At 51.0% G+C, this 22,853-nt stretch carries 24 protein-coding genes; 22 read left to right on the top strand and 2 right to left on the bottom strand.

All coding sequences use genetic code 11. The annotated features are described in order from the left end of the window. Position 1 precedes the first annotated feature (1 nt). The 20 genes from AC6I7T_RS24145 (at position 2) to AC6I7T_RS24050 (ending at position 19,773) form a co-directional block, all read left to right on the top strand. A complete protein-coding gene (locus AC6I7T_RS24145; protein ID WP_497790318.1) occupies positions 2–913 on the top strand; it encodes a hypothetical protein in 912 nt (303 codons plus the stop codon). A gap of 8 nt (positions 914–921) precedes the next feature. Then, the gene (locus AC6I7T_RS24140) at positions 922–3,066 is read left to right on the top strand and encodes a TrbL/VirB6 family protein (RefSeq protein ID WP_497790317.1); all 2,145 of its coding nucleotides are present in this window, start codon (positions 922–924) and stop codon (positions 3,064–3,066) included. 9 nt (positions 3,067–3,075) lie between these two features. Continuing rightward, positions 3,076–3,801, top strand: a complete 726-nt coding sequence (locus AC6I7T_RS24135; protein WP_497790316.1) for a hypothetical protein — start codon at positions 3,076–3,078, stop codon at positions 3,799–3,801. Positions 3,802–3,849: 48 nt separating this feature from the next. Further along, positions 3,850–4,146 (top strand): hypothetical protein, encoded by a 297-nt coding sequence (locus tag AC6I7T_RS24130; RefSeq protein WP_497790315.1) that lies wholly within the window; start codon positions 3,850–3,852, stop codon positions 4,144–4,146. Positions 4,147–4,413: 267 nt separating this feature from the next. Further along, on the top strand, positions 4,414–6,993 hold the full coding sequence (locus tag AC6I7T_RS24125) for a hypothetical protein (protein ID WP_497790314.1): 2,580 nt from the start codon (positions 4,414–4,416) through the stop codon (positions 6,991–6,993). Positions 6,994–7,068: 75 nt separating this feature from the next. Further along, entirely contained in the window at positions 7,069–7,251 is a 183-nt protein-coding gene (locus tag AC6I7T_RS24120; RefSeq protein ID WP_497790313.1) for a hypothetical protein, read from the top strand. A 74-nt stretch (positions 7,252–7,325) separates the two neighbouring features. Continuing rightward, positions 7,326–8,174: a TrbG/VirB9 family P-type conjugative transfer protein gene (locus AC6I7T_RS24115; RefSeq protein WP_497790312.1), complete on the top strand. Its 849-nt coding sequence runs from the start codon at positions 7,326–7,328 to the stop codon at positions 8,172–8,174. 11 nt (positions 8,175–8,185) lie between these two features. Then, on the top strand, positions 8,186–8,425 hold the full coding sequence (locus AC6I7T_RS24110) for a hypothetical protein (protein WP_497790311.1): 240 nt from the start codon (positions 8,186–8,188) through the stop codon (positions 8,423–8,425). Then, positions 8,422–10,203 carry a type IV secretory system conjugative DNA transfer family protein gene (locus tag AC6I7T_RS24105; protein ID WP_497790310.1) on the top strand — a complete coding sequence of 594 codons (1,782 nt, stop codon included), beginning with the start codon at positions 8,422–8,424 and terminating at the stop codon, positions 10,201–10,203. The genes AC6I7T_RS24110 and AC6I7T_RS24105 overlap by 4 nt, the downstream gene beginning before the upstream one ends. A gap of 1 nt (position 10,204) precedes the next feature. Beyond that, positions 10,205–10,981 carry a hypothetical protein gene (locus AC6I7T_RS24100; RefSeq protein ID WP_497790309.1) on the top strand — a complete coding sequence of 259 codons (777 nt, stop codon included), beginning with the start codon at positions 10,205–10,207 and terminating at the stop codon, positions 10,979–10,981. Positions 10,982–11,007: 26 nt separating this feature from the next. Next, entirely contained in the window at positions 11,008–12,048 is a 1,041-nt protein-coding gene (locus tag AC6I7T_RS24095) for a hypothetical protein (protein ID WP_497790308.1), read from the top strand. Between the two features lie 203 nt (positions 12,049–12,251). Beyond that, positions 12,252–12,572: a hypothetical protein gene (locus AC6I7T_RS24090; protein WP_497790307.1), complete on the top strand. Its 321-nt coding sequence runs from the start codon at positions 12,252–12,254 to the stop codon at positions 12,570–12,572. A 14-nt stretch (positions 12,573–12,586) separates the two neighbouring features. Further along, complete coding sequence (locus tag AC6I7T_RS24085) at positions 12,587–13,408, top strand: hypothetical protein (protein ID WP_497790306.1); 822 nt, start codon at positions 12,587–12,589, stop codon at positions 13,406–13,408. A gap of 233 nt (positions 13,409–13,641) precedes the next feature. Then, positions 13,642–15,927 (top strand): AAA family ATPase, encoded by a 2,286-nt coding sequence (locus tag AC6I7T_RS24080; RefSeq protein ID WP_497790305.1) that lies wholly within the window; start codon positions 13,642–13,644, stop codon positions 15,925–15,927. A 446-nt stretch (positions 15,928–16,373) separates the two neighbouring features. Next, positions 16,374–16,571 (top strand): hypothetical protein, encoded by a 198-nt coding sequence (locus AC6I7T_RS24075; RefSeq protein ID WP_497790304.1) that lies wholly within the window; start codon positions 16,374–16,376, stop codon positions 16,569–16,571. A gap of 263 nt (positions 16,572–16,834) precedes the next feature. After that, the gene (locus AC6I7T_RS24070; RefSeq protein ID WP_497790303.1) at positions 16,835–17,065 is read left to right on the top strand and encodes a hypothetical protein; all 231 of its coding nucleotides are present in this window, start codon (positions 16,835–16,837) and stop codon (positions 17,063–17,065) included. A 488-nt stretch (positions 17,066–17,553) separates the two neighbouring features. Beyond that, positions 17,554–17,916, top strand: coding sequence for a hypothetical protein (locus tag AC6I7T_RS24065; RefSeq protein ID WP_497790302.1), 363 nt, complete (start codon positions 17,554–17,556; stop codon positions 17,914–17,916). Between the two features lie 357 nt (positions 17,917–18,273). Further along, positions 18,274–18,636 (top strand): hypothetical protein, encoded by a 363-nt coding sequence (locus tag AC6I7T_RS24060; RefSeq protein ID WP_497790301.1) that lies wholly within the window; start codon positions 18,274–18,276, stop codon positions 18,634–18,636. A gap of 478 nt (positions 18,637–19,114) precedes the next feature. Further along, positions 19,115–19,363, top strand: coding sequence for a hypothetical protein (locus AC6I7T_RS24055; protein ID WP_497790300.1), 249 nt, complete (start codon positions 19,115–19,117; stop codon positions 19,361–19,363). Continuing rightward, complete coding sequence (locus AC6I7T_RS24050; protein ID WP_497790299.1) at positions 19,342–19,773, top strand: SOS response-associated peptidase family protein; 432 nt, start codon at positions 19,342–19,344, stop codon at positions 19,771–19,773. The genes AC6I7T_RS24055 and AC6I7T_RS24050 overlap by 22 nt, the downstream gene beginning before the upstream one ends. Here AC6I7T_RS24050 and AC6I7T_RS24045 read toward each other — a convergent pair. Together AC6I7T_RS24045 and AC6I7T_RS24040 are read right to left on the bottom strand one after the other, a co-directional pair. Further along, complete coding sequence (locus tag AC6I7T_RS24045; RefSeq protein WP_497790298.1) at positions 19,740–20,042, bottom strand: HigA family addiction module antitoxin; 303 nt, start codon at positions 20,040–20,042, stop codon at positions 19,740–19,742. The two genes, AC6I7T_RS24050 and AC6I7T_RS24045, sit on opposite strands and share 34 nt — an antisense overlap. Before the next feature lie 12 nt (positions 20,043–20,054). Further along, complete coding sequence (locus tag AC6I7T_RS24040) at positions 20,055–20,354, bottom strand: type II toxin-antitoxin system RelE/ParE family toxin (RefSeq protein WP_497790297.1); 300 nt, start codon at positions 20,352–20,354, stop codon at positions 20,055–20,057. Between the two features lie 375 nt (positions 20,355–20,729). Here AC6I7T_RS24040 and AC6I7T_RS24035 point away from each other — a divergent pair, with 375 nt between their 5' ends. Then, positions 20,730–21,725, top strand: a complete 996-nt coding sequence (locus AC6I7T_RS24035) for a TOTE conflict system archaeo-eukaryotic primase domain-containing protein (protein ID WP_497790296.1) — start codon at positions 20,730–20,732, stop codon at positions 21,723–21,725. Between the two features lie 13 nt (positions 21,726–21,738). After that, a complete protein-coding gene (locus AC6I7T_RS24030) occupies positions 21,739–22,392 on the top strand; it encodes a hypothetical protein (RefSeq protein ID WP_497790295.1) in 654 nt (217 codons plus the stop codon). Positions 22,393–22,853 lie beyond the last annotated feature (461 nt).

The raw sequence follows: 22,853 nt of genomic DNA, 5'->3' as shown, positions 1-22,853 counted from the left end.
GATGCAGGAGACAAAGAAAACAAGGAAGCTCAAACAACCACTCGTTTGGCGCCGTCTGTTGCACCTGGGCGCCTCCACAAAGGTCGATCCGGCAACGACGTCAATGAGTTTGGACAGGCTACAGGAATCCGGATTCAATACGAGGCCGGCCTTTCTGAAAGGTGGTGCCGTGGTCATCGCAGTTCTGTTGCTGCTTCCACGACATGCGAATGGTCAGTTTGGCTTTGGCCTGGGTGAGATTCTTGCTGGGCTGGCCAAAATCCAGTCTTTGCTAAGTTCCTATGTTGCCGCTCCACTTAAGACCATCAATCAAGCCGAACAAAACATCAACAAATATGAGCAGGAGGTTATGTATCCGGTTGCCGCAATCAATCAGGCTCGCAACTCGATACAACAATTTGAGAACCAGTTCCGCCAACTCCGCTCCATGTCCCGTATTAATGTTTCGAGTGCTACATTGCCGCAAGCGCAAGGCCTCGAATCGATTCTCCTCTCCCGGAATGTAGGCAATGTCGGGACTCTCTCCGGATCTTATCAAAGCGTCTATGGCCAAGTGATGGCGGAAAACGCCGCACCTCCCGATGTACGCAACATGACGGACATGACAGATGCTCAGGCGCAGGATGCGATGAAGCGGGCGATTGAAATCGATGCTCTGGCCGACTCGGAATTGTCCGTAGCAGACGATATGGGAAAACAAATCGGCGCAGCTGCGCCAGGAAGCGCTCCGATCCTTGAAGCCGAAGCCGATGTCTGGCTTGTCCGTGCCAACGCCTATACGCAAGCGGCCATGGCGGAATTGATGCGTACGCGCGGTATCGATCTGTCCAATCAGAGCAAGTTGACCAAGTTAGCAACTCACGATAATCAGACGAACGGGAAACTGCTTCAGGGAGCTCTCACCAGCAAATAAGTAGCATTATGATCCTGACTTCCATTCCATCGTTGATCGCCGCGAGCCAGATGAATCTCTTTGAGAGGTTTCTGACCCAAGCTGTCAATGGAATCGACAGCTCGAACATCACTTCGGGCATGCAGCAAGTCGCTTACGTGGTGCTGGGTATCTGCTTTCTGTGGCAGCTTTACAGCTCCGTCATACACGGCGCGGATGTGCGCGGAATCGGGATCAACATTATCCGGTATATGGTCACAGCGATCGTTATCATGAATTACCACACGATCTTTTCGACCATAAATCAAAGCTTTGTCAATGCAGGTAATTGGGTTAACGATGCTTCCGGTGCCGGAAACCTGTTCCAGAATTGGGCGGACGATCTCAAGCAGAATTACAACACCGCCGGGTTCAAAGATCTATGGGGGCTTATTACCGGAAGTATGGCAGGTGTGATCGACGGAGTGCTGCTGATCGTTGCCTATCTTCTCTATCCAATCGCTATCGTTATCTTCGGATTCTTTTACATCTTGTACGGCAGCATTTTGTATATCTTCGGCCCCCTTGTTCTCGCGTTAATGCCGCTCGGTGTCACCAGTAGACTGGCCAAATCCTATGCCGAGCACATTTTTATTTGGAATTCCTGGCCGGTCCTCTATGGCGGTTTCGGAGCACTCCTCACTGCGATCCAGATGGGCCAGCTAGGACAGATGCTAAACAGCGGAGACTTTCTCGGTGGGTTGGGAAATCTCGAAGGGTCGTTCTTGGTTGGACTAGTCAGCATCTTCTACGCCCTGGCGATTGCGATCATTCCATTTATTGCAAAAAGAATCGTGACTGGCGATGTGGGCGCTACGGCGGGAGCCTTGGTGGGCGCGGCCGCAACAGCTTTGATGTCTGGAATCGGTGCTATCGAGGGGATCGGTGCAGGCTTTGCGGCTTCGACTGGTGGATCCGGAGCGGCGCCAGCTGTCAAACCTCCTACAACTACGTCTCCAGGGACGAATCAACCTCCTCCTCCAACTGCGCCCCCGAGCGGCGGTAGCGGGAATCCTTCGGGAGGTGGTGGCAATACTGCGGGCACCGGGAATACTGCAGGCGGCGGTGGCAATTCTCCGTCAGGGAATACGTCTGCAAATAACAACCAGCCAACGACTAACACGCAACCGCCGACAAATCCATCAGGGGGCAACTCCTCGCCGACCAGTACTTCTGCGTCCGAGGAGACGTCCGAAAGTGACAACCAGTCGGCAAGCGGTACAGAAACACCAAACGACAACACCGAAACGAATACCTCTCCGAATGGTACCCCGTCTGCAAACAACGGCAACCAACCGATAAATAACACGTCTGCGTCGACGAATCCTTCAAGCGGCAACTCCTCGTCCACCAATACTTCTGCGTCTGGTGGTACGTCTCGAGGCGGCAATCAAGTGGCGAATGGGACACAGACAGCAACGAATCCGCAAAACGGAAATACTGCGTCTGGCAATTCATCCACAACTGGGAACCAGCCGACCACCAATTCACAGATGCCATCGCCAGCGGCTCAGGCACTTGCGAATAACATCAGCAGCAACCTGCAATCGGCAACGAGTGGCTCCAGTAGCGGCAATCAAGGCGGAAGCTCTGGAGCTTCAACTCCAACATCATCGTCGGACGATAACGGCACGCCGAAGCAATCCAAGCCTTCATCATCTTCAAGAGGGAGAAGCGGGAGCGGTCACCATTCCGGTCCCAATGTCCACCGCGACGGCATTGGTACTTGGGCTGCCTATCATGCGGCCAGGCTTGCCACCATGGGTGCTGTCGGTGGCGCAAAAACGACTGCTAAGGTTGCCAAAGGTGCGGCCTCGGCCGTTGCAGATCCTGCGAAGACAGCTGGAGCAATTGGCGGTGCAGCGGGAGAAGCGGCTGCGACGGTCGTCCATGCTGCCACCAAGACTGGCGATGCCCTTACAAAAGTAGGCAAGGCGGTAGGCTCGGCGGCTACTCATCCGGTTAAAACTGCCCAGAGTGGTGCCACGGCAGCTGGAAATGCCGTTCGTAACGTAGCGAGTAGCGTGGCTAATACGGCGAGAGGAACGGCAACTAGTGCAAGGAGCAAATTTTTGACGAGTTACCGCGATGCTCTACAAAAGAAACGTGAAAAAACTAACACCGAGGGTTCATAGGGAATAAGTATGGTGTCAGTAACAAAATCGACCGCAGAAACACTCACCGATTCTCGCCCTAAGTACTACGAGATTCATGGACGTGACAAAGCAAATGCGAATAGGGCATGGTTACTTGCCTTCCTTTCGATTCCCATTGCACTGATATCGCTTTGCTTCGCCGTCTATGTCCGGCTTCAACCGCCAGCGGTCTATCTTGTCGGGCCGGATGGCGAGAGTTGGGCTGCAGGAAAGCCACCGAAGAAAGCCGTAGTATACGCGGCGGGTGTAGGCACGGATGAGTTCGCCAACGAGGCATTCGCAAAGAAATTCCTGCAGAGTTACCTCAATTACACGCCGGCCACCATCGACGAGCATTGGGCTGCCAGTCTCAACATGATGACCAACAACCTTCGCAAATTCACGCTCAAGAAACTCTCGGACGATAACACCCGCACTACAGTAGACGATGAACAAATTCAATCTGAATTCCATTTGAAGTACATCGAGCCAGTGAAAGATGCACCGCTGAGCTTCGAGGCCTTCGGGGTGAAATACGTCAGGCGTGTCACAAACGGCACGGAGCGCTCAGACCGGTTTGTCGGGGAGTATCAGATTCGTTTGCTCGCCGATCATCGCACCGCCGACAACCCGGAGGGACTCTGGATCGCGGAGTTTATGGAAAAGGCCATTGACGGAGAGCGCCGGGATCGGATCCTGGCCTCTCCGGATCAACAGGCCGCACCGGTTCAGTAAGCAAGAAACAGATAGTTCGGAACAACGAGATTGGAGGTAAGCAAAGAGATGGAAGCAGCTTTAAAACTGGAGGAGAAACCGCAGATGGTCGAACAGCGCGGAGCAGCCCTAAAGCCGGGAAAGAATACGGCGCCAGAAGGAAAAACTGTCCGTTATTTTCTTGGCAAGGAAGGCACATCTTTTGACAAGCCGGAACTTGGTCAGGAGGTGAGCAGCGAAAGCGAAGCGTTGGTAAAGGCTTTTCAATCGAAAGACCCGATTGTGTATGTTCTCAGTGCCTTCCGGGTAGAAGCAGAGATCAGCGGAAAGAATCCCGTTCTGGTGAAGCGCCCGGTCGGAAAGTAAGTCAACGCAAGGTCAGCTATTGAGTTTGAGCTTCAAAGAGGAGACATACCGCAGGTCCCTGTCGGCCTCTCTTGAACCTTATCGCCCAATCGCGATGAGGAATTCCCGCTGACCCGGTTTCCGAAATCTCGAAACCTGGTTCGATGCAAGCCCACCCCTAATCACGGGCAACCAGGTATCGAGAGAATGCGGAAGCTGGATAAATACAGCTCCCTCTTTCACTCGCTTCCTGCGTACTGCCTGAAAACGAGTGAGGAGAATCATTCCATGACGACTACGACATCGACACAATACGCTGCTGACTCGAAGTACATTCTTGAGTTGAAGCTCGATTCTCAGGGGAATGTAACTCGGAAAGCAACCAGGCTCGGACGCAAGGATACGATCGAAGGCACGCTTCTCGCTCAGCTCTATCCCGGTATCCGTGTCGCTCGGGTCTCTGTTCCGGCTTTTCTCGATCGTTACGAAGAGTCGGTTGTCGAAAATGCCATGGCCAAGATCGTCTATGGCGGAATGGAATACAAACTTGTTGGAGCCAGCGGTTCTGCGAAGGACGGCAAGTTCTACTTCGTAGACACCAAACATAGCGATGCCATCGCAGAACGCTTTCAACACTGGCCCGAAGCCGCGATCACGTACTTTTCAATCCTGGTTTCGGACTGCAAGGCGGTGCTGGAAGAATCGATGCGCATTCTCATCGTCGAAGACCATGTCCTGGGAACGAACGATTGCCGTGGTTGGTTGCGGGAATCGCTATATAAGAAGATGGGTCTGGGACTCGTCTTTGCCCAGTTTCGTCTCGCCTTCGATTTCAAGGAACCGAAACAAGCAAAAGGGGCACTAAAGCCGCTTTCCGATGCACTGGCGGACAAGATGGGCGTGGACATCGTTCTTCCCGAGAGTTCCTGCAAGCCGAAGCTCAAAGGAGGCGTGAAGTTCCTTCCTCATCTGGGTACTTCCGGCAGAATGTTCGCTGGCCCGGCTGTCCTTGGCATCAAGCAATGGGCACATGTTTCGGAGTTTCAATCCAGCTACAGCCTTACCGAACATGCGTGCGAAGAATCCTTACAGAGGGAAATCATGCCCTTTGCTCTGGAGGAGATTCGCAAGGTCACGAAAGCATGGGAAGAGGGAGATTACACCGGATTACTCGAAGTGCTGGGCCGCATCGAATCGAGAGAAGACACCGACGACGATCAGGAGACTTCAGAAAACACTTCTGTTCCCCTCGATGGATCTTCATCGCCTCTCGACGAGAAAGAGTACGAGTTGTCGGATGCGATCCTTCTCGCGGATCGTAGCGGAACCGGAATCAAGTATCCCTATATCTCGAATCAGATCAACCGAAAGCTTGCCTGGTATTTCTATCGCATGCTGACCAGCGGCGGATTCAAGATGCCGGCATTTGCGTTGGCAGACGACGGCATTCTTGTCGAACACAACGGCAAGATTCTTTCAGCTTCCGATTGGATTCCGGAGGATGCAGCTATTACCTCCCTGTCCTCGGATGCGGGGCTCACTGTGCGGTATCCCATCCGGATGCAAGAAGACCTGCTGCCCGTACGGCATATCACATCTGAGGAGCTGCATGTTCTGGTTCGTAAAGCTTTGAACGCTAATGATCTGACGGAAGAAGAGATCCACTCCTTCGAAGAGCGTCAGTTATGCATGGAGGGTATCTACATTCTCCATTCGGTAACTGCTGCCAAGAATGGCGGAGATTTCGATTTCGATCAGATTTGTGTGATGCCTTCCGACCTGTTCTCGAAGTTCTATGCAGGAAGGTTGGCGTATGGCAACCATTACAGCGACGATCAAGGCAAGACAAAGCTCGTTAAAGCAAAAGCTCCCTGGTGGAATATGTCGACTGTTGCCATGAAAGCCAGGGGAAATAAGATCGGAAGAATTACCGATCTCAAAACCTCCTGCCTGGCAGCCGGACGTCGGGATCTGGCATACAAGTTAGTAAAACAGCTACAAAACGCGCTCGATTCTCTAAAACATAAAGTAACCGTCGATGAGGATGTGATCGCGGAAATTGCGAAGGAAGTTCCTATGGCACCTTGGCTCCAGTACAAACGGGTAACCAGGGTTACGGATCTTCCCGAGCATCTCGATGTCGCCGATACCGATAAGATTGGACGGCTCTACAACTATCTGCGCAAGGAAATCGGCAGCGTAGTGGCAGAAAAGCTCGATATTGCAAACTACCGCGGTCTTTTCCAAGGGCAGAAGGTAACCAGAGAGATGTTCGTGGAATGTGAGCTTGTGAACAGTATCTACGCTGAAGTTGTCTCGAAAATCCACGAACGCACGACTGAGATAACCGAAGTGCTGGACCGGACAGAAAAGGACTGGAAAGCATTCCGGAGCAGCGGCAGCGAGAACAAGAAGCAGCGGAAGGAAGTGTTGCAAGCCCGCAATAAGGCACAGGGCGCGATGAAAGAACATGACGAGGAAACACGTGACCAGCTTTCGTCGCTGAATATCTTCGTCCATTATTGGTCGCAAGGAAAACAAGACAGGCTTTCGTGGGCCCAGGCACTTCATACCGTTGTTACCAACGGCAAGGGTACTGGAGCGGTCTTCTGTCAGGCATTTGGCCAGGAACTGGTCGATGCTTTCGCAACGATGACTGGCGGAAAACGCGTGAAAGTGCGGATGCCCAAAGTGATCGATGGCTATATCCGGTTCGACGATCAGCAACGGGCCTTTCTGGTTGAGAGAATCCCGGGTGTTCAAGACGGAGAAAAGTCGATATTCCTCTTTCAATACAAAGGGAATCGCGACCTGATCTTCGAAAACACGAGCATGGCTCCTCCTACACCGGCGGAAGCGTGCTCCTGACATGAATGGAACTGAGGACTTGCACGCCCTCAGTTCCTTCTCTGCTTATCAGTTGAAAACGAAGGAGAGGATGTTATGAATGCGGAACGCATAACCGACCAACAACTGTTAGCAAAATTCGGCAGCGTTGAAGAGGAAGAGGTTCAGTCCGTTGAGAAACCACTTCTCATATCTAGTTTCGACACCGCCAACACTCTGTCCCCCGTCCCGGAAGCAAAAGAGTTAGTCATTCTCGGCTGGGATTCGGTACAGGTCTAGTCCGGAAAGAAGGAGCTGCGGGTGTTTGTTTCCCCGGCTCCTTCCCCGGCAAGCAGATATAAGGAGAAGTTACCGTGAAACCTCTCGCAATCGCTGGACTTGCTTTCAGCACCCTGGCCACCGTTGCACAGAGTACGAATTTCAATCAGATCCAGCACATCGAAACATCGCTGAACCACTTGACGGTTATCGATCTCGGCGAGGCAGTGACGATGCTGGCCCTTGCCGATCAGGATTCTTTTCAAATCGAGCGCCAGGGAGACAAAGTACTATTGCGCCCGCTCCGGGAAGGCGTTTCGACGAATCTCTTTATATGGACAGCAACCCGCCAGCTGAGTTACGAACTCGATCCGGCAGGAGATCTGTCGAAGATGAATGTCGTCGTTCGCAATCTTCTTTCAGCGTCCGGCAGTTCTGCAGTCCCTTCGCAATCGACCGAGGACCCGAGCGACGAAGAGATTCGAAAGATCGCCAATCTGGTTCTTCAAGAGACCATGCTTGGGACTCAGGCCATTGCACACGATAGCAGGCCTCCAGCGGGTCAAGTACAGGTGCAACTTCAGCAGGTTTTTCGTTCCAAGGATGCATTGTATGTCCGTTATTCCGTCCTAAACGCCACGAAAGAGCCGTTCCGGCTGACAACCCCGAGCGTCTACAATATGGTTCCTTCGCAACAACCGGTGTCTCTCTTGAATCTTCGCAATCGCCAGCTTGAACCACAGATAGTTTCGGCCTTCCGCGTTACCGGCAAATCCAGTTGGCCGATCTCGGGAGGGCACCCCCTTGTTCAGGACCTGGCGCCCGGAGCCGCCACGGCAGGTGTAGTCGAAATCAAGAGCGGCGAAGGCAATCCCCCGCAATTGTTCGAACTCAATTTTGGCAACGAGCAAAACCGGCCCGTGATCGTCCATGCCGTCTTATAAGGGGAGGCTATGTGGATGATCGTGGCTACATCTCCGAAGAGGAAGCCCGGAGAGCTTTGCAGATGCTCTATCGCCAAGACCCGGAAGCAAATGTGCAGCTTGCACTTCTGCGCGTCCTCGCTAACGATCTGAAACCTATCGATGCCAGAGGTAAGTGGAATCCAAATCCACTCCTGGTATGGCTTCTCATCGTGTTGGTTTCAGGAATCATCGTATTTTTGTATTTCAGTTTTATCGGAGGCTCGCGGTGAGCTTCGAAGATACCCCCTACCGTCGAAACACCGCCGACGACGTACTCGGCGTGCTTCTCCTTTTAGGTTGCGGCCTCTGCGGGTTCGCTTGGTATGTTGCTGTCTCCCGCTTTCACCTTACCACCGCTCAGTGCCTGGAACTGTTGTCTTATTTTCTTCTTTTGCTGGTTGCCATTCTGATTCCCACCTTTCATTTTTCCGGCAGACGAGAAATGCGCGAGAACAACTGGCCGCACCCTGCACCGTCTATTCCCGGAAGGGCCGATGCGGTGATTGTTGCGAAAGCCAACTCTGAAGGCGCCACGGTTCTCGGTTACAACGTTCATAGCGAGCCATGGCTTTGGACTGACAGCGTCCGGATGAAACATGGAATTATCGCTGGCGGAACCGGTGCCGGTAAGACGACCTTCTTTGAAAATATTCTTGCCCAGGATCTCAGCAGACGCTTCGGTTCCCGGCACATGCCCATCATTATCTTCGATGGAAAGGGCGATGAAGAGTTTCTTGAAAGGATTCTTCCGCACGTCGAAGCCGCCGGACGTCTGCAGCAATTCCGGCTTCTCAACCCATTGAATCCGTCCCAGTCGGTAGCCTACAATCCCTTCTTTGCGTTGGAAGACAACTACCAGGAGCATGTGAACTTCATCTTTCGCTCCTTTGGGTTGCGCAAAGACTTTTTCGAGGGGCATCAGGAGGCGTATCTCTCCGATCTGGTGCGAATCCTGCATTACACGGGAAAAGTAATCAATGTCCACGATGTCCTGGTGATGGCGTTGGACGAAGATGTTCTTCAGGAGCAGATTAAGCTTGCGCGCGCCCGCATGGAGACTTTAGCCAGTCTCTCGATGCAGCAGCGATTGAATTTCGAAATGTCGGTAAAGATGATTTTGCGTTCCCTGAAAGATCGCGAACGAATCGAAAAGATTCAAGGGCTTCTTAACGAACTGCTCATCTTTCTCGAAGACGATTTGTCTGTCGTAACCGGAAGTTATCAGGATCTACTCTCTATCGAGGATGTCATTGATCAGGATCTTGTCTTGTTGGTATCCCTCAATACGAACAAGAACGCCCGTGCCTGCGAGGCATTAGGCAAAATCGTTCTCCAGAATATTCAGCTAATGGTAGGCAAGCGCTACGCCACACCCAGTCACGACAGGAAAGCCGATGAGCCGATGCTGAGCGTGATCCTGGATGAGATCCATGCCTATGCCTACGACGGTTTTCGCCGGGTCCTTCAAACGGCTCGCGGAGCAAAAGTATCATTCCTGTTTTCGCTCCAGAACATCCCGCAGCTAGAAACAATCAGCCATCCGTTCGCAAATGACGTATCTTCCGCCCCAGGTACAAAGATCATCATGAACGGCTCGGAGGAGACAACAGCGCAGTGGTTTCTGAAGGCTTCCGCTAAAGTTCCAACCAAGCGCCGGAGTTTAGGGGTGCGCCGGGCAGGTCCATTTTCGAAAAAATATGTGGAAACAGGAACGGGAAGCGAAAGTGAAGTCAAAGAGACACGGGCCAGAGAAGAACACATCAAAAATCTTCCTGTCGGGCAAATGGAGATCTTGATGGTCGACAGCCGCGAGGGAACCTTGCACTCCCATCTTCATGTGCGCCGCGCTCCGGTGACGAAAATTAGCGGAATCGTTTCTGCTCTCTATCCGCGACTCCGATCTGTTCTCGATCCCAATATCGGTGCGAATCTCCGGTTCTCCAACGAGGAGAAAAAGCCGCGTACCCGCCGTACCTCCGGGGCCAGACTTGGGATTTTGGAGGGCTAAGATGATGCGTCTTCGCAAGTCTTTCCAGTTATCAATTCTGTTTCTGGTCATGATTCTGACGTCCGTGGCTTTCGGCCAGAATTCTTCGTCCAAACCGGAAACATCGAAGGCGAAACCGAATGGTTTCGTCGACTATGCGTTCGGAAAAATCAATTCGTCCAACCGGGATTATGGCAGAGAGATGGAAGCGTACCGTGCAAATGTCCTGGCCGGGAGCGTCGACGATTTCTACTTTTGGTCGAACGCCTTAAGCCTTTCGCTCTTGCTAGCCGTAACGGCGATGTTTCTTTTACATCTCAAGGCGGCCAGACGAAAGGAATATCTGGTTGCTTCGCTCATCGCCCAGCTCTGGAACGGGCGTGTTTCCGACAAGATCGAAATTGAAACCCGAACGGAAAAGTACAACTGTCTGGCGGAGGCACACAATCAAAGCGTTGAAAGAAAACTGAAATCGGAAGGCAGAGTGAAAAGCGCTGCTGCCGAGTCTCCGGATCTGCCGGCACCGGTTGCCTCAGATGTAAAGAAGCCATTACAACAAGGCGAAGTTGCAATCGGCAAAGATTCTTCCGTTGCAAGGACAAACCAGCCGGCACCAGGAGGGCAAGGTAGAGAAAGCGACGGTACCGATGCGTTCTCGCTAAGACAAGAGAACCTCCTTCTGAAAAGCCAAATCAATGCGCTGCAAAACACGGATACGAACCTGCGAAACCGTATCAATGTGTTGACGACAATGCTCGACCAGGAACGCAAACAAAATCAAACACTGAAAGGCGCCTGAACAGGATTGAAGAAAGGCACATATATATGAAACAAAATTCACCACAAGACGAAGAGCATCCGCAATCGTTTGTGACGGGATCGGATTGGGAAAGGTATGTGAAAGAAAACAACAGTGACCCGGAAGAACGCACTGCTGTGCTGCTGGCTGGAAGATTCGCCAGCTACTCTCAATTTTATGAGACACACAACTTTGAGGTCCCTCAAGAAATCTCCGACGAGATAACCGGACTTGACAGTCTGAAAGCTGGAGAGCGGGATGCGAAGCTATTCGCCATCGCGACGTTGATGCTGCAAGATCTCACAGAGAAACTTAAAGCTGCCGATAAAAATGGCCGGAGTTATAGAGAAGCCGAATCTTCTGCCCCTTCCGAAGTCATTGAATTTCTCGAAGAGCACAATCCTTTCTTCCGCGTATGGGCAGCCTATCGCGAACGATCAGAGGACAATACGGAGCCTGAAGAATCCTGGGAGTTCTATGCCGCGCGAAACGTGCTTGCAGAGGATCTTTCATTTACTTTGCTTCAGCGCCGGTTAGGAATATTTTTGGAGGACTGTATTGCCGATTCGATTCCTATACCGGCTCTGCTTTTTAACACTCAACTGATGGCGATCCATCTCAGTGGCGAACCCGACCGCTGCCTGCTCATGAGACATGCCCTACACTCGCTGCTCGACGTCCTTCTTGGACCGAAACAATTTGCCCAGATTCCTGCACAGGGAAACGATCCCATGAAAATCCAGGAACTACTTGTGGAGGAAGACCCAATCTTCTTTCTGTGGATCGAGTATCAGGAAGATAGCATCCTCCGGCGCGAGGGAAAGCTGCCCAAGCAATCCTGGTCTGAATGGGTGGCGCAACAAGTCGAGCCCGATGAAGTTGACTATGCCTGCATGCTTGGCGAAATCGGTTCCTGTTTTGAAGCACTCGCGAGTAGAGCGAAGCGTATACCGGATACATTGAAAGACCGTCTGCTTAAAATGAATACGCTCGAAGAGCCGGAGCGCTGCCGGGAAGTCCGAAATCTTGTAGATCAATTGTTGGCCATTCATGAAGAGGCCGCATGATCGTAAAGATATTGAGCTTCGGAAGCAACTGGTGGATGGCACATTCCAAGAACCTGAAAGATCCACTGTGCTTCAGACGCCGTTGCGCTTATTTCAATTCCGCCTGTCTCTTCTCCGGCAGGAGGTTAAGGCTTTGCTGGATCTTTCCAGGGCAGGTTCGGTTTAACGCGAACAGCGGATTCGATCCGGAGTTTAGACAAAGGATGCAAGGACGTAGTTTCATCACATTCGGACCGCTACTCTACAGAGGTCGTACACACTTGTTGTTCCAAAAACTGGTCATCAACGGAATTCCGGTGGATGCATTTCTTGTGACACTGAACAACGAATTGCACGGGAATGTCGACTTCAGATCTGCCGAATGGAAATCGGAAGATGCGCGACCCATCTCGATCAGCGCTCGCCGGGAGCGGTTCGAATGCATGGCGTTGCTCGGACATTACGATTGGATTCGAACCGATGTGGGGTTGTGGATGGTGAACCCAAGTACCTCGAAATTGGAACTCGCAACGGCAGCGGTCTAGAGAGGCAATAGCACATGAGATACAGAAAAGGGTTCATCGCGATAAACCAGGACCGGGATATTCCACTTCTGCTCCGGGTACGGAATGCACGTGCAATCACCTTATCCCAACTCTGTGACGATCTGCGACTCGATGGCCTAGAAACAAGCAAAAATTCAGCTTATTGGCGCGTCAACCGGTTGTGCAAGCAGGGACTCATTCAATTGATGAGTCAACAGAAGACTATAGGAGAACCCATTTACTCCATCACACTAGAGGGGCTTTCGTTGCTTGAATATTACGGATACTGCACTCTAGCCATCGGTTCTTGCGCAAAAATTGTCATTCAAGATGCGCATGTCTTGCATGCGATCGGCCTCAATCGCATCCGGCTTTCGCTAAAGAGAGCAAATCTTCTTCGGTTATGGAAGTCGGAATTGGAAATTGTCAGCGAGAATCTAGTGGTATCCGGATATGCCACAAAAGATTACGATGCATTGGTAGAGATCGATAGCCGCTGCGGCTCCTTCGCCTTCGCGCTTGAGTATGAGCGTACCGCCAAATCCAAGGACCGTTACAGCAAAAGCCTACAATCAATAGAGGAGGATCCCCGCGCGAATTTTATCCTCTATCTAACGCCGAGCACCGAGATTCTCTCGTTGCTGGTGGAAGAATGTAGCGCCATCCGCAAGCCTGCCGCCTTCGGTTTGTCGGATATGTTTTGCAGAGATCTATTGGAAACCAAGGTGCTTTCCAACAGCAGCCCCACTAACGCCTCAAAGCTCAGCGATGTCCTAGCCGAGGCATTTCCGCAAACAAAAGAGGGAAAGCTGAGTGCGCAATTGCCCCTGTATTGAATCACGATTGCCCATGTGTTTCCTTTTGAGTGCCCTTCCATTAAGCATTTTTATGCTGTCATTGCCCATTTTTGCTCTCTTCTAAGTCGCGAATACTCAACAAGATGTAATTGACTTTCCCTTTTGAATTCCGAAAAAGGGGTAGGGAAGGAATTGGGTGAGAGTAAATGATGATAAGCAGGCAGTCTCCCGCGTGATGCTTTTTCATCTTACTTCTTCTCAAAATCATTCTAATGATGATAGAAACCTTGGAAGCAATCTCAGATTACAATGTGGGAACATCGGAGTTCGATCCCGAAAAGGGTTGCCCTGTGGTCACACAACAACTTCAATCCTACTGGAACCAACGACGTTCAAACCTTCTTCAGAGGATCGCGCATACCCAGGAGACTGTTGCGTTCCACCGGAACAATACTGCCTGGGAGGATTATTGTGATGTCTCTAGGTATAAGTCCTGGGAATTGGAAAGTAAGACATACCGTTGGATCGACAGATACCTCAAGTGTTGTCTTGACCGCATTGCAGAGGCTCTGCGTGATGAGTGGAAAATCAGGATATTCAATCGCGATATTGCTTCCCTCGGGAAGCAGTTCTTTGCCGAAGGAGCTTGGGTAGAGCTGTTGTTTCCCTACCAGCTGAACCCTCTTTCAGTACATTGCCTTCCCGGCCCTGACGGTTCTTTGTATGGCCAGAGAACCCTCTCCAATATTACTGACAGGCACATCGAGATAGGCAAGCCTGTACTCGGAGTAGGCTGGCGCAATGTATTCCCAATGTGCCTCATATTTCCAAATCAAGATTTGCCGGATCAAGACTATCTCAGAGTTGAAGATTTTCACGTCGAAAAGGACGGCAAGATTTGGAAGGAAAATGGTGCGATTGCGAATGTATTCGGATATAGAGCCGAGTTGTTTCGAGACGAACTTAAGAGAGCGGCCGAAGTCTACGAACTCTTTACAGCACGAAATACATCGCAGAACTACCTGAGTACGCTGCAAGGCGAGCTTTCCAGTCTCGACAAAATGATATCTGCCTGGCGGCAAGTCTTCATTCCGGAAGCTCAGGTAATGGAGTTGGTCAAGCAAGCGGAACTATTCCAGGCCGGGGATCCTGCGGCTCCGCATGGTCTTCTGCTATACGGTCCTCCAGGAACTGGCAAGACTCTGGTCGCACGGTCGCTCGCGGACTCCGTCAATTGCGATTTTCAATATCTGACTTTGGCCGATATCAAGTCTCCCAATTTAGGTCAAAGCGCGGCGAATGTCCGTCAGATCTGGAATCGTGCGCGTTCGAGCAACCATTCCATTCTATTTCTCGATGAATGCGAAGGTTTGCTCGGCAGACGCGGTGCCGCAGAAACAGATGTCGTATCGGCAGAGATCGTGCAAACTTTCCTGGCGGAATGGCAAAACAATGGCCGGAATATGCATGTCTGGGTAATCGGTGCAACGAACAGACGGGACATGTTGGACGATGCCATTCGTTCCAGATTCGGATGGGAAATGGAAATTGCTGCTCCCGGACCTCAAGACCGTGTGCGAATCCTTGGCAGAGAATTGCAGTTGCTCGGAGTAAACGTACCTATTCCTTCTGTCATGGAGGAACTAACGCAGGGAATGAGCGGAAGAAACTTGCAGCAGCTTGCAAAAAAGATTCGAACAAATTCGCATCCCAATGTACCTCGGGATCAGGATTTTCTCGAAGCAGCCGGAACGCAGAGAAAAGCGCAGAATATCCGAGTAGATCCTAAGGCAACTTGGGATACGCTTGTGCTCGACGAAGCGATTCTCGACCGGCTCAAGATGATCTGTACCCTGCTTCGCAATACAGAGGCTTGGCGTGCCCAGGGAATCTCCATTCCAAAGAGTCTGCTTTTGAGTGGACCTCCGGGCACAGGAAAGACACAGATCGGTCGTACCCTCGCCAACGAAAGCGGCTTGACGTTTATTGCTGCATCGACAGCGGATGTCAAAGCAAACTTCCTCGGGCAAAGCGGAAATCGCGTGAAGCAACTCTTCGAACGCGCACGGTTGTCGGCTCCTGTTATCTTGTTCCTGGATGAATTGGACATCATTGCGCCGGACCGGATGTTCTCCGGCGGCGATGCGTTAACCGACGAGATTGTCGGGCAACTGCTGCAAGAGATGGACGGCATTCAAGCTGATGACCGTCAGGTGTTTCTGCTGGCTGCAACCAACAACGCGAGCCACATCGATGCCGCGATACTTTCCCGAATGTTGGAAAAAATCGAAATCCCTTTTCCCGATCGTGCTGCACGCCGGCGCCTTTTTCGGCAATTCTTGGAGAAAAAGAAGATTGGATTCTCTCTGGAAGATGGAACCACCTTGCTTGCCGATCTGACCGAAGGCTGCGCAATGAGTGGCCGCGACCTGGGAGGATTGGTAGAGAAAGCTGAACAAAGAGCACTTTTGCGTGCAATGCGCGAAGGTGGTCCAGGGAAATACAACATCACTCTGGACGACTTCGATATTCCGGAAAGAACTGCTGTGGCTTCGTAGATTCTCCTGCTCTAACTAACGCCTCGGGAAATCTAGAACATCTGCAAAACAGAAATGCCGTCTTGCCACAGCCAGGGACCTTCGGGTCCCATTTCTTTGGTTCTAACAGCATTTCTCCATCTTGAAGGAACACTGATATTGAGGTGCCACTGCAAGATCAAGTTATTGGTCTTTGCGCGCACGGGCACACGTAACGAAACCCCAACCAAGGGGAGTAGTAGGAAGCTAAGACCTGAACGGGATGGCGAACACAATCCTGATTGCGTGTTCAATCAAGCAGAGGGATCACATTGATGCCCGGTTTCCATGTAGTTTGTGAAGAGGCATGGGATACTTCAAAGCCAAAAGATCAGGTGAAGGCCCATAGCTGCCAGTCCGAACCTCCCCGCTTACCTATCGAAAATCGTTCCGGATCATCCGATATTAGGAAGATCCCCTTGAAAAATATGAAAACAGAAATCGATATCGAGCAGATTGTCGAGCGAGTCGAGGCCTCCGGACTTCTCTGCATCGTCATAAAAGAAATTTCGCACGGTCTTCAACTACGATTCTCCAATGGCGCCATCGTCAATGCCTATTCGACCGGAAAGCTGATGGTGCAGGGCACAGACCGCGAACGAGTGAAACAACTACTTGGACTCTAGCCATCACGGATAGAGCCGATTCCACTCCTGTTCTTATTCCGAGACACAAGATATCCCTCCACTACCCCGCCAAAACATCCTTCCTAACCGCTGCATCTTTGCAGTCCCGTCCCCGGCCTTTGGGAGTTGAGCCGCCTCAGAGATCAACTTCCGTTCGCCCGGTCTATTCATGCGCCTGAGCACCAGGCACCTTTATTGAGATTCGAGGTTAAAACATTATGAGGAAAAGAAAGAAGGATACTCGCCTTAACGAAGAAAGAATATTGAGAAAGGAGGCTGCGCGACAACACGGCGAATACTATCAGAACAAAGCACAACAGGCTTTCTCTCTTGGCAAGATCACCGAAGCCAGAGCCATCTGTCTCGAGGGCATTCGGCTGACCGAAGGGCCTTTCTATCTTGCCATCCGTCCCGTTCTTCATGAATTGTTGATCGAATGCGACTTTGAAATCCACTATCGGGAGTTTCATAAAGAAGAGTTCCAAGTGGCATAGTGAAGAAGTGAAACCAAGTCCTGCTGTCTCGCTCTGCTTTTCGAAAGAGCTATTCCTTTAACCTGTACTCACCAAAAATATTCCCCGCACTATTTGCTCACCAAGCACTTCTCTCCAGCGAATCAACTCTCAGGTGCATTCACCCTGTACCCAGAAAGGAGCTTATGCTTCATAGCGTTCTTTACCAAACATTTCCATTCCTCCCGATACCAGCAAAAACAATTGTGGATGCCACATCCGAAGAGGACGCCATGAAGCGCGTTCGTACGGAAGGTGTTAAACACCCGGACGGAACCACAATCACACCACATCTCGTGCTATCGGCGTTTGCCTACCAAGACTCACGCAAGGAAATAGAGAGAAATAGTCTCAATTACTCAGCGTGCTGGAATTTGCGCGAGTTCCAACTTCCCTCTATGCTCCGCATTCAAAGCTTAACCGCTGTTTGTGAAAGGCAGAAGGGAACCCCATAACTCAGGAAGAGGTCTATGAGTATGCCCAACACTCAACAACAGTACGAACATCTAGTAACGAAAGTGGCAGAAGCGAATCAATGCATATCTTCCGCATTAGGGCTGCTGTCAGGTGGTACTGGAATCCTCGATTGCGACGTGTTCTTCTGGCTGGTCGGAGCAAGCGACGCGCTGCTAGACGTGGGAATTCCAGTCGAGCCCGGTTCCGTACGCTATTGTCTGCTGATTCTGATGGTGTCGATCCTTAGGCGTGAAGCAGATTTATCGGCAACTTCTTCCCTAAACGCAATGACGGCAGAACTCAATGGTCTGTTGGATACTTACCGAAAGCTACTGAACAAACACACAATTACATCCTGGAACCGGATAGAAGTATAACCACCTTCATTTTCTACCCCAAGAAGGGAGCCATTTGTTTCCATGACCATTCAGTGCGGCGACGCAGTATTCGTCACAACCGAACAACCCGAAAGTCTGGCCCCTGTATGCTCTCGAATGTTCTCTATGCACTCAGGCGCAAAGAGACTGGCGAGCTTGTGGTGGACAGAAGTCGTCCAGTGCAACTCAGCACAATGCCACATACGGCTTTCCTATTAGGCGAAAGAAATCGAAGCATCTGTTCTCGAGTGCATTGCCATTCATCGGGACAAAGCTGGCCGGCTTTCCTAATCCCAGTCAATACGCTTTAACTCAATCCACTGCATGGCAATATCACAGTTTGACGAAAGGAATTGTATGGAGATGCTTAATACTGGCAGACTCGGAGAACTCCGCGTGTATCACTCCGACAGTTGGAAAGAATATACGCGCTGTACGTTAGAGGAAAGCGTGCTCTCTTTCCAGTCAATGGCAGAGGGCATTCTAACTCGCTGGATTCAAACGCAGAAGGGAGTTGCTATCTTGCTCATGATTTCCGATTGTCCTGACTCGGGAACAATCTATTTCTTCAATCGCAACCAGGAGGATTGGTACATGCTTTACTTCGACGGGTGCGAAAATTCTTTCACCAGGGAACTCTTCGACCGCACCTTTCGTGAATACGATTTGTTTCGATTCATAGAGAAGCCGGAACTACTCTTGAATCTTATTGCTTATTGACTTGCTGATTGACCGCGGGAGGCGTGGTGTTACATCCACCGTTGCGCAAATTGTTCTCCCATGGGGTCGAACGAGCCCGGGAATTATGCTGGAGATGATTTTTGAGGCCCGAGCCCGTAATCTCTGCCGTGACAGCTAGCTTCTGTATTGCAAATTGTTGACTCAAAAGCACCCTGATGGCTCAGGACGTACACGGCAGCCGAGCGCGTCGTAAGTTTCCAATTTGGAGATGACTTTCGCTTTTATTTCGCCTATACTGCCCGCACCATGTTTCACTCACCCAGATCCCGACAAGCGTACTTGGTCCTGTGCAAAGGCTGCGACGAGGCGATTCCCACCGGTTCCGATGAGTTCCCATTCCTTTCGCTAACGATTACCTGTCCGCTGTGTACTGAAATGCGACAGTACCGCCCCTCCGAGATCTTTCGCGGCTCTCCCTCTCATCGACTTGGGCACATCAAACCTGCTGGAGGGCGACATGCTTAGTCACGAGGGGACAGTGCATAAGAAGGATGGACGGCTTCTGGTCCTTGCCGCTGCTGTTATAGCTGGGCTTCTCCTTGCCCGCGATCCTCGTGCAGGACATAAATCGGAGAGAGTCATCTATGCCGTTGAAGACGCCATATTCTTGGCGAACTACACTATGACCTTGCTCTTGTTCGGCACGGGGAGAGTATCGACTGTAGATGGGATTGGTGATCAGTCATGTGTGGACGCTACCGGCTGACACGCGCAGACATTGGCTACTTGCGGGAATACTTCGGGGTGGAGGACCTAAGAGACCTTCCCTCTGAGACGTGGATCTCTTACAACATCGCCCCTCAAACTTTCCATCCTGTCGTAAGGCTTTCGCCTGAAACAGGAAAGAGAGAGTTTGCTCTCCTCCTTTGGGGACTGGTTCCATTCAATTCGAAGAAGGCGAAGGTGAACTTCTCTAACATAAATGCAAGGGCCGAGAATCTTCTGGAGAGCAGAGTCTTTGCTGTACCTTTCAAAATGAGGCGCTGTTTGGTCGTCGCGCTCGGAAATACCTCATTGTTACCGGTAAAGGGAAAGACCCCAGCGATGAACCGGGGCTTTCCTGTCGCTATACGATTCAATATCTACGTGCCTGCACTTGCCGTATTCAGTCTTTGAAGCCTAAACGGCTTGATCTTTGCTCTAGGCTTCCGTGATGCCTGCCATAGGTCATATTGCACCTGCATCTTTAGCCAAAGATCCGGTGAAGTTCTCAGTGCTTCGGACAGCCGAAGAGACATGTCAGCAGATATGCCTGCCTTGCCGTTCAAAACACGGGACAGTGTCACCCTGGAAATACCAAGGTGGTTCGCAGCATCAGAGACAGACATCTCGCCGAGGTATTCCCTCAAAACTTCCCCGGGATGTGCTGGGTTATACATACGCATGATGCAATCCTCCTAGTGGTAATCCCGATAATCAACCAAAATGGCATCCTCGCCTTCAAATCTGAAGGTCATACGCCAGTTCCCATTCACCGTCACCGACCAATGGTCTTTTAAATCTCCCGAAAGCTTGTGCAGTCTCCATCCAGGAATGTTCATATCTTCAGGCGCGGAGGCAACGTTCAAAAGGGTCAGTTGAAGCTGGAGCTTCTTAGCATGTGCGGGCTGTATCCCTGCCTTCGATCCCGTTTTGAAGAACTTCTCAAGTCCCGCGTGCCTGAAGCTCCCGATCATGTGTAAAGTATAACGATACACTTTACACAACTCAAATCTTTTTACGAATAGTCTTTCCCTTGTTCATATTTTTCAAGCTTATAAATGCTTGCATGCCCTCCGATGTCCCGCCTGCCTTGTTCTCTGTATAACGCTGCAGTAATCAGGGCAATGAAGGCAGCAATAAGATACGGCAAAGCAGACAGCAGCCCGGAACTGACGGCCGAGGACTCCTAAGTTATTTATTTCCTTCACCCGGCCGGAATCGGCACTTTAGTAAGGACCCGCTGCCGACTGCACTCATCGTAGTTTCTCTCAACAGCTTAGCCGGATACTTCACTCCCCTTGGGCCAAATTTGACCGAGTTTGGAAGGTGCGATACAAGCAAAAGCTCAAGAAAGGAGGTGCTTCCCCATTATGTATGAGCGTCTCAATATAAGCCTCGAAACGGCTAAAGAGTACTTCGAACTGTTCGTCAATCGGCTTTCCTACAGCATTCAAAGCACAAAGCCTCTGCCAAATGGAACACACCCCTGGTTTCTTGCCAGATCCCGTGATGGGAATCAGGGACAGCTCTTCAAACGGAAAGCCCTAGATCCGACTGTCGTTCAGAAACACCTGAACGGAGATATTACGATCAATCTTTATGCCATCAATCCAAATACCCAGCGATCCAAATGGGTAGCCATCGATGCAGATTTTGACGGAGCAATCAAATCCCTGTTTGAGCTGCAGTGGCAACTGAAGCAGGATGGAGTTGAAGCGGCTCTCGAACAATCCCGGCGCGGCGGCCATCTCTGGATCTTTGCAGAGGCTCCACTCCTTGCGGCCAAGTGCAGAATCTACATTTACAACCTGGCTCTGAGACTGGGAGTTCCAGTAAAAGGCGGAGGGTTAAAAGATGGAATCGAAGTTTTCCCCCGACAGGACACGGTCAGCAACGGGGAGTTAGGAAACGCAATTCGTGGTCCTCTTGGGATACATCGCAGGACAAACCGCCGCTACTGGTTTTACGAAGCCAATGTGAATCCGGCGGCACAGTTGGCATATTTGAAAAGCATAAAGCGGCTAACCGAATCCCAACTCAATGAATTCACGTTGGGCATGAGCCTTCCGGACTCGTACAAACCTACGTTTGAGCCTCCTATGAAGACGTTACAGACAGCAGGTGTGCACGAGTCGTCTGCAAACGAATTCCGGATTCTCGATTTCATTCGGCCTAAACGAAAAGATCGGAGAAACTACTGGGCCAGATGCCCCTCCTGTGCACAGGCCGGCAACGACCGGTCAGGAGACAATCTCGCAATCAAGATTCAAAATCCACGTTTCTACAAGTGCTGGGCGGGCTGTACGAAGTATGAGATCCGCGCGGCTCTCGGCCAACCAATCCGGAGAACCCTTACCAGCCTCTAGAGGAGCCACAATCATGATCGAAGTAATTTCAAACCAGTCGATGAAACCGGCAGAACGTCCAATCATGAAAGAAACCATCTATGCTCAGCACGGGTTGTCTCTGCCTGCGGAAACATTGGCAGAACTTCGGAAACGTGGAGTCTCTTGCTACACCGCTATATCTCTCGAACATCAGCACCTGGCGAAGCGATACGTATTGAGGGCCATCGAGTCCGGCGGATCGGCTCCGGATATGGGGCGCTATTGTGGATATGTCAATAAAGAGGGCGCCCCCATTCCCTGGCTGCATCCGATCGACAGCTTTGCATTGAACGGCAGACATGCAGTAATCATTGCGGAAGAATTGGTGCGCATTGAGATGTTTCGCTTCGGCAGAACCTACCAACTGGCAATCACGCAGCATACCTTGAAGCAGAGGCCCGATCAAAAGCGACCTGCCGTTGTTTCTACGCTTCTATATCTTGGGCAGAATGGTTTTCATTCCGTCGATCTCTCCCAGGACGAAAACCGCATACTGCGAGGTAAGATAGCTCCGACCTTCTATGACAAGAGTGGGGAGGAATGTCCAATACCTCTTTATCTTCTTCCTGCAGTCCACGTAATTGCCGGAGCGGCATGCTGCGTGGGATGCAAACATAATCATTTATCTGGACCACCACAAAAATAACTTTGGCAAGCTTGTCACCAATATACATCTCGCGGAAGAGTCAGTTAGCGAGACTGATGGCAAGACACAACGACGGCTAGATAAGAGTCTACATCTTGTTCCAATGCTGTTGGACTTCTCTGTCTTTAGGCAGGGAGGATGTCAATTCGAACCGGTCGAATATTGTTACAAACAATCTTGATAACGATGAATGCCTCCAACAAACATGCGAATTATTCCAGGCATTGTTAATACATCCGAGAAAGGAGTTAAGAAATGCCCGAAGGCACTACTCCCAACTGGAAACCGCTCGAACAGCTCTTCTCCAAGGAAGTATGTAGAGAATTCATGTATATGGGTTGTGTCGAAACAATAGAACAATACAAGCACCGCGACACCAGATGCTATCTCAATATCGATTCCGTCTCCGGTGCTTTCTATCTCCAATTAAACAATCGGTTCGTTCAGATTAGCAGGGGCAC

This window comes from Humiphilus diazotrophicus (genome assembly GCF_059726315.1).
The sequence above is the reverse complement of the archived record's forward strand: the minus strand, read 5'-3'. Positions and strand labels throughout refer to the sequence as shown.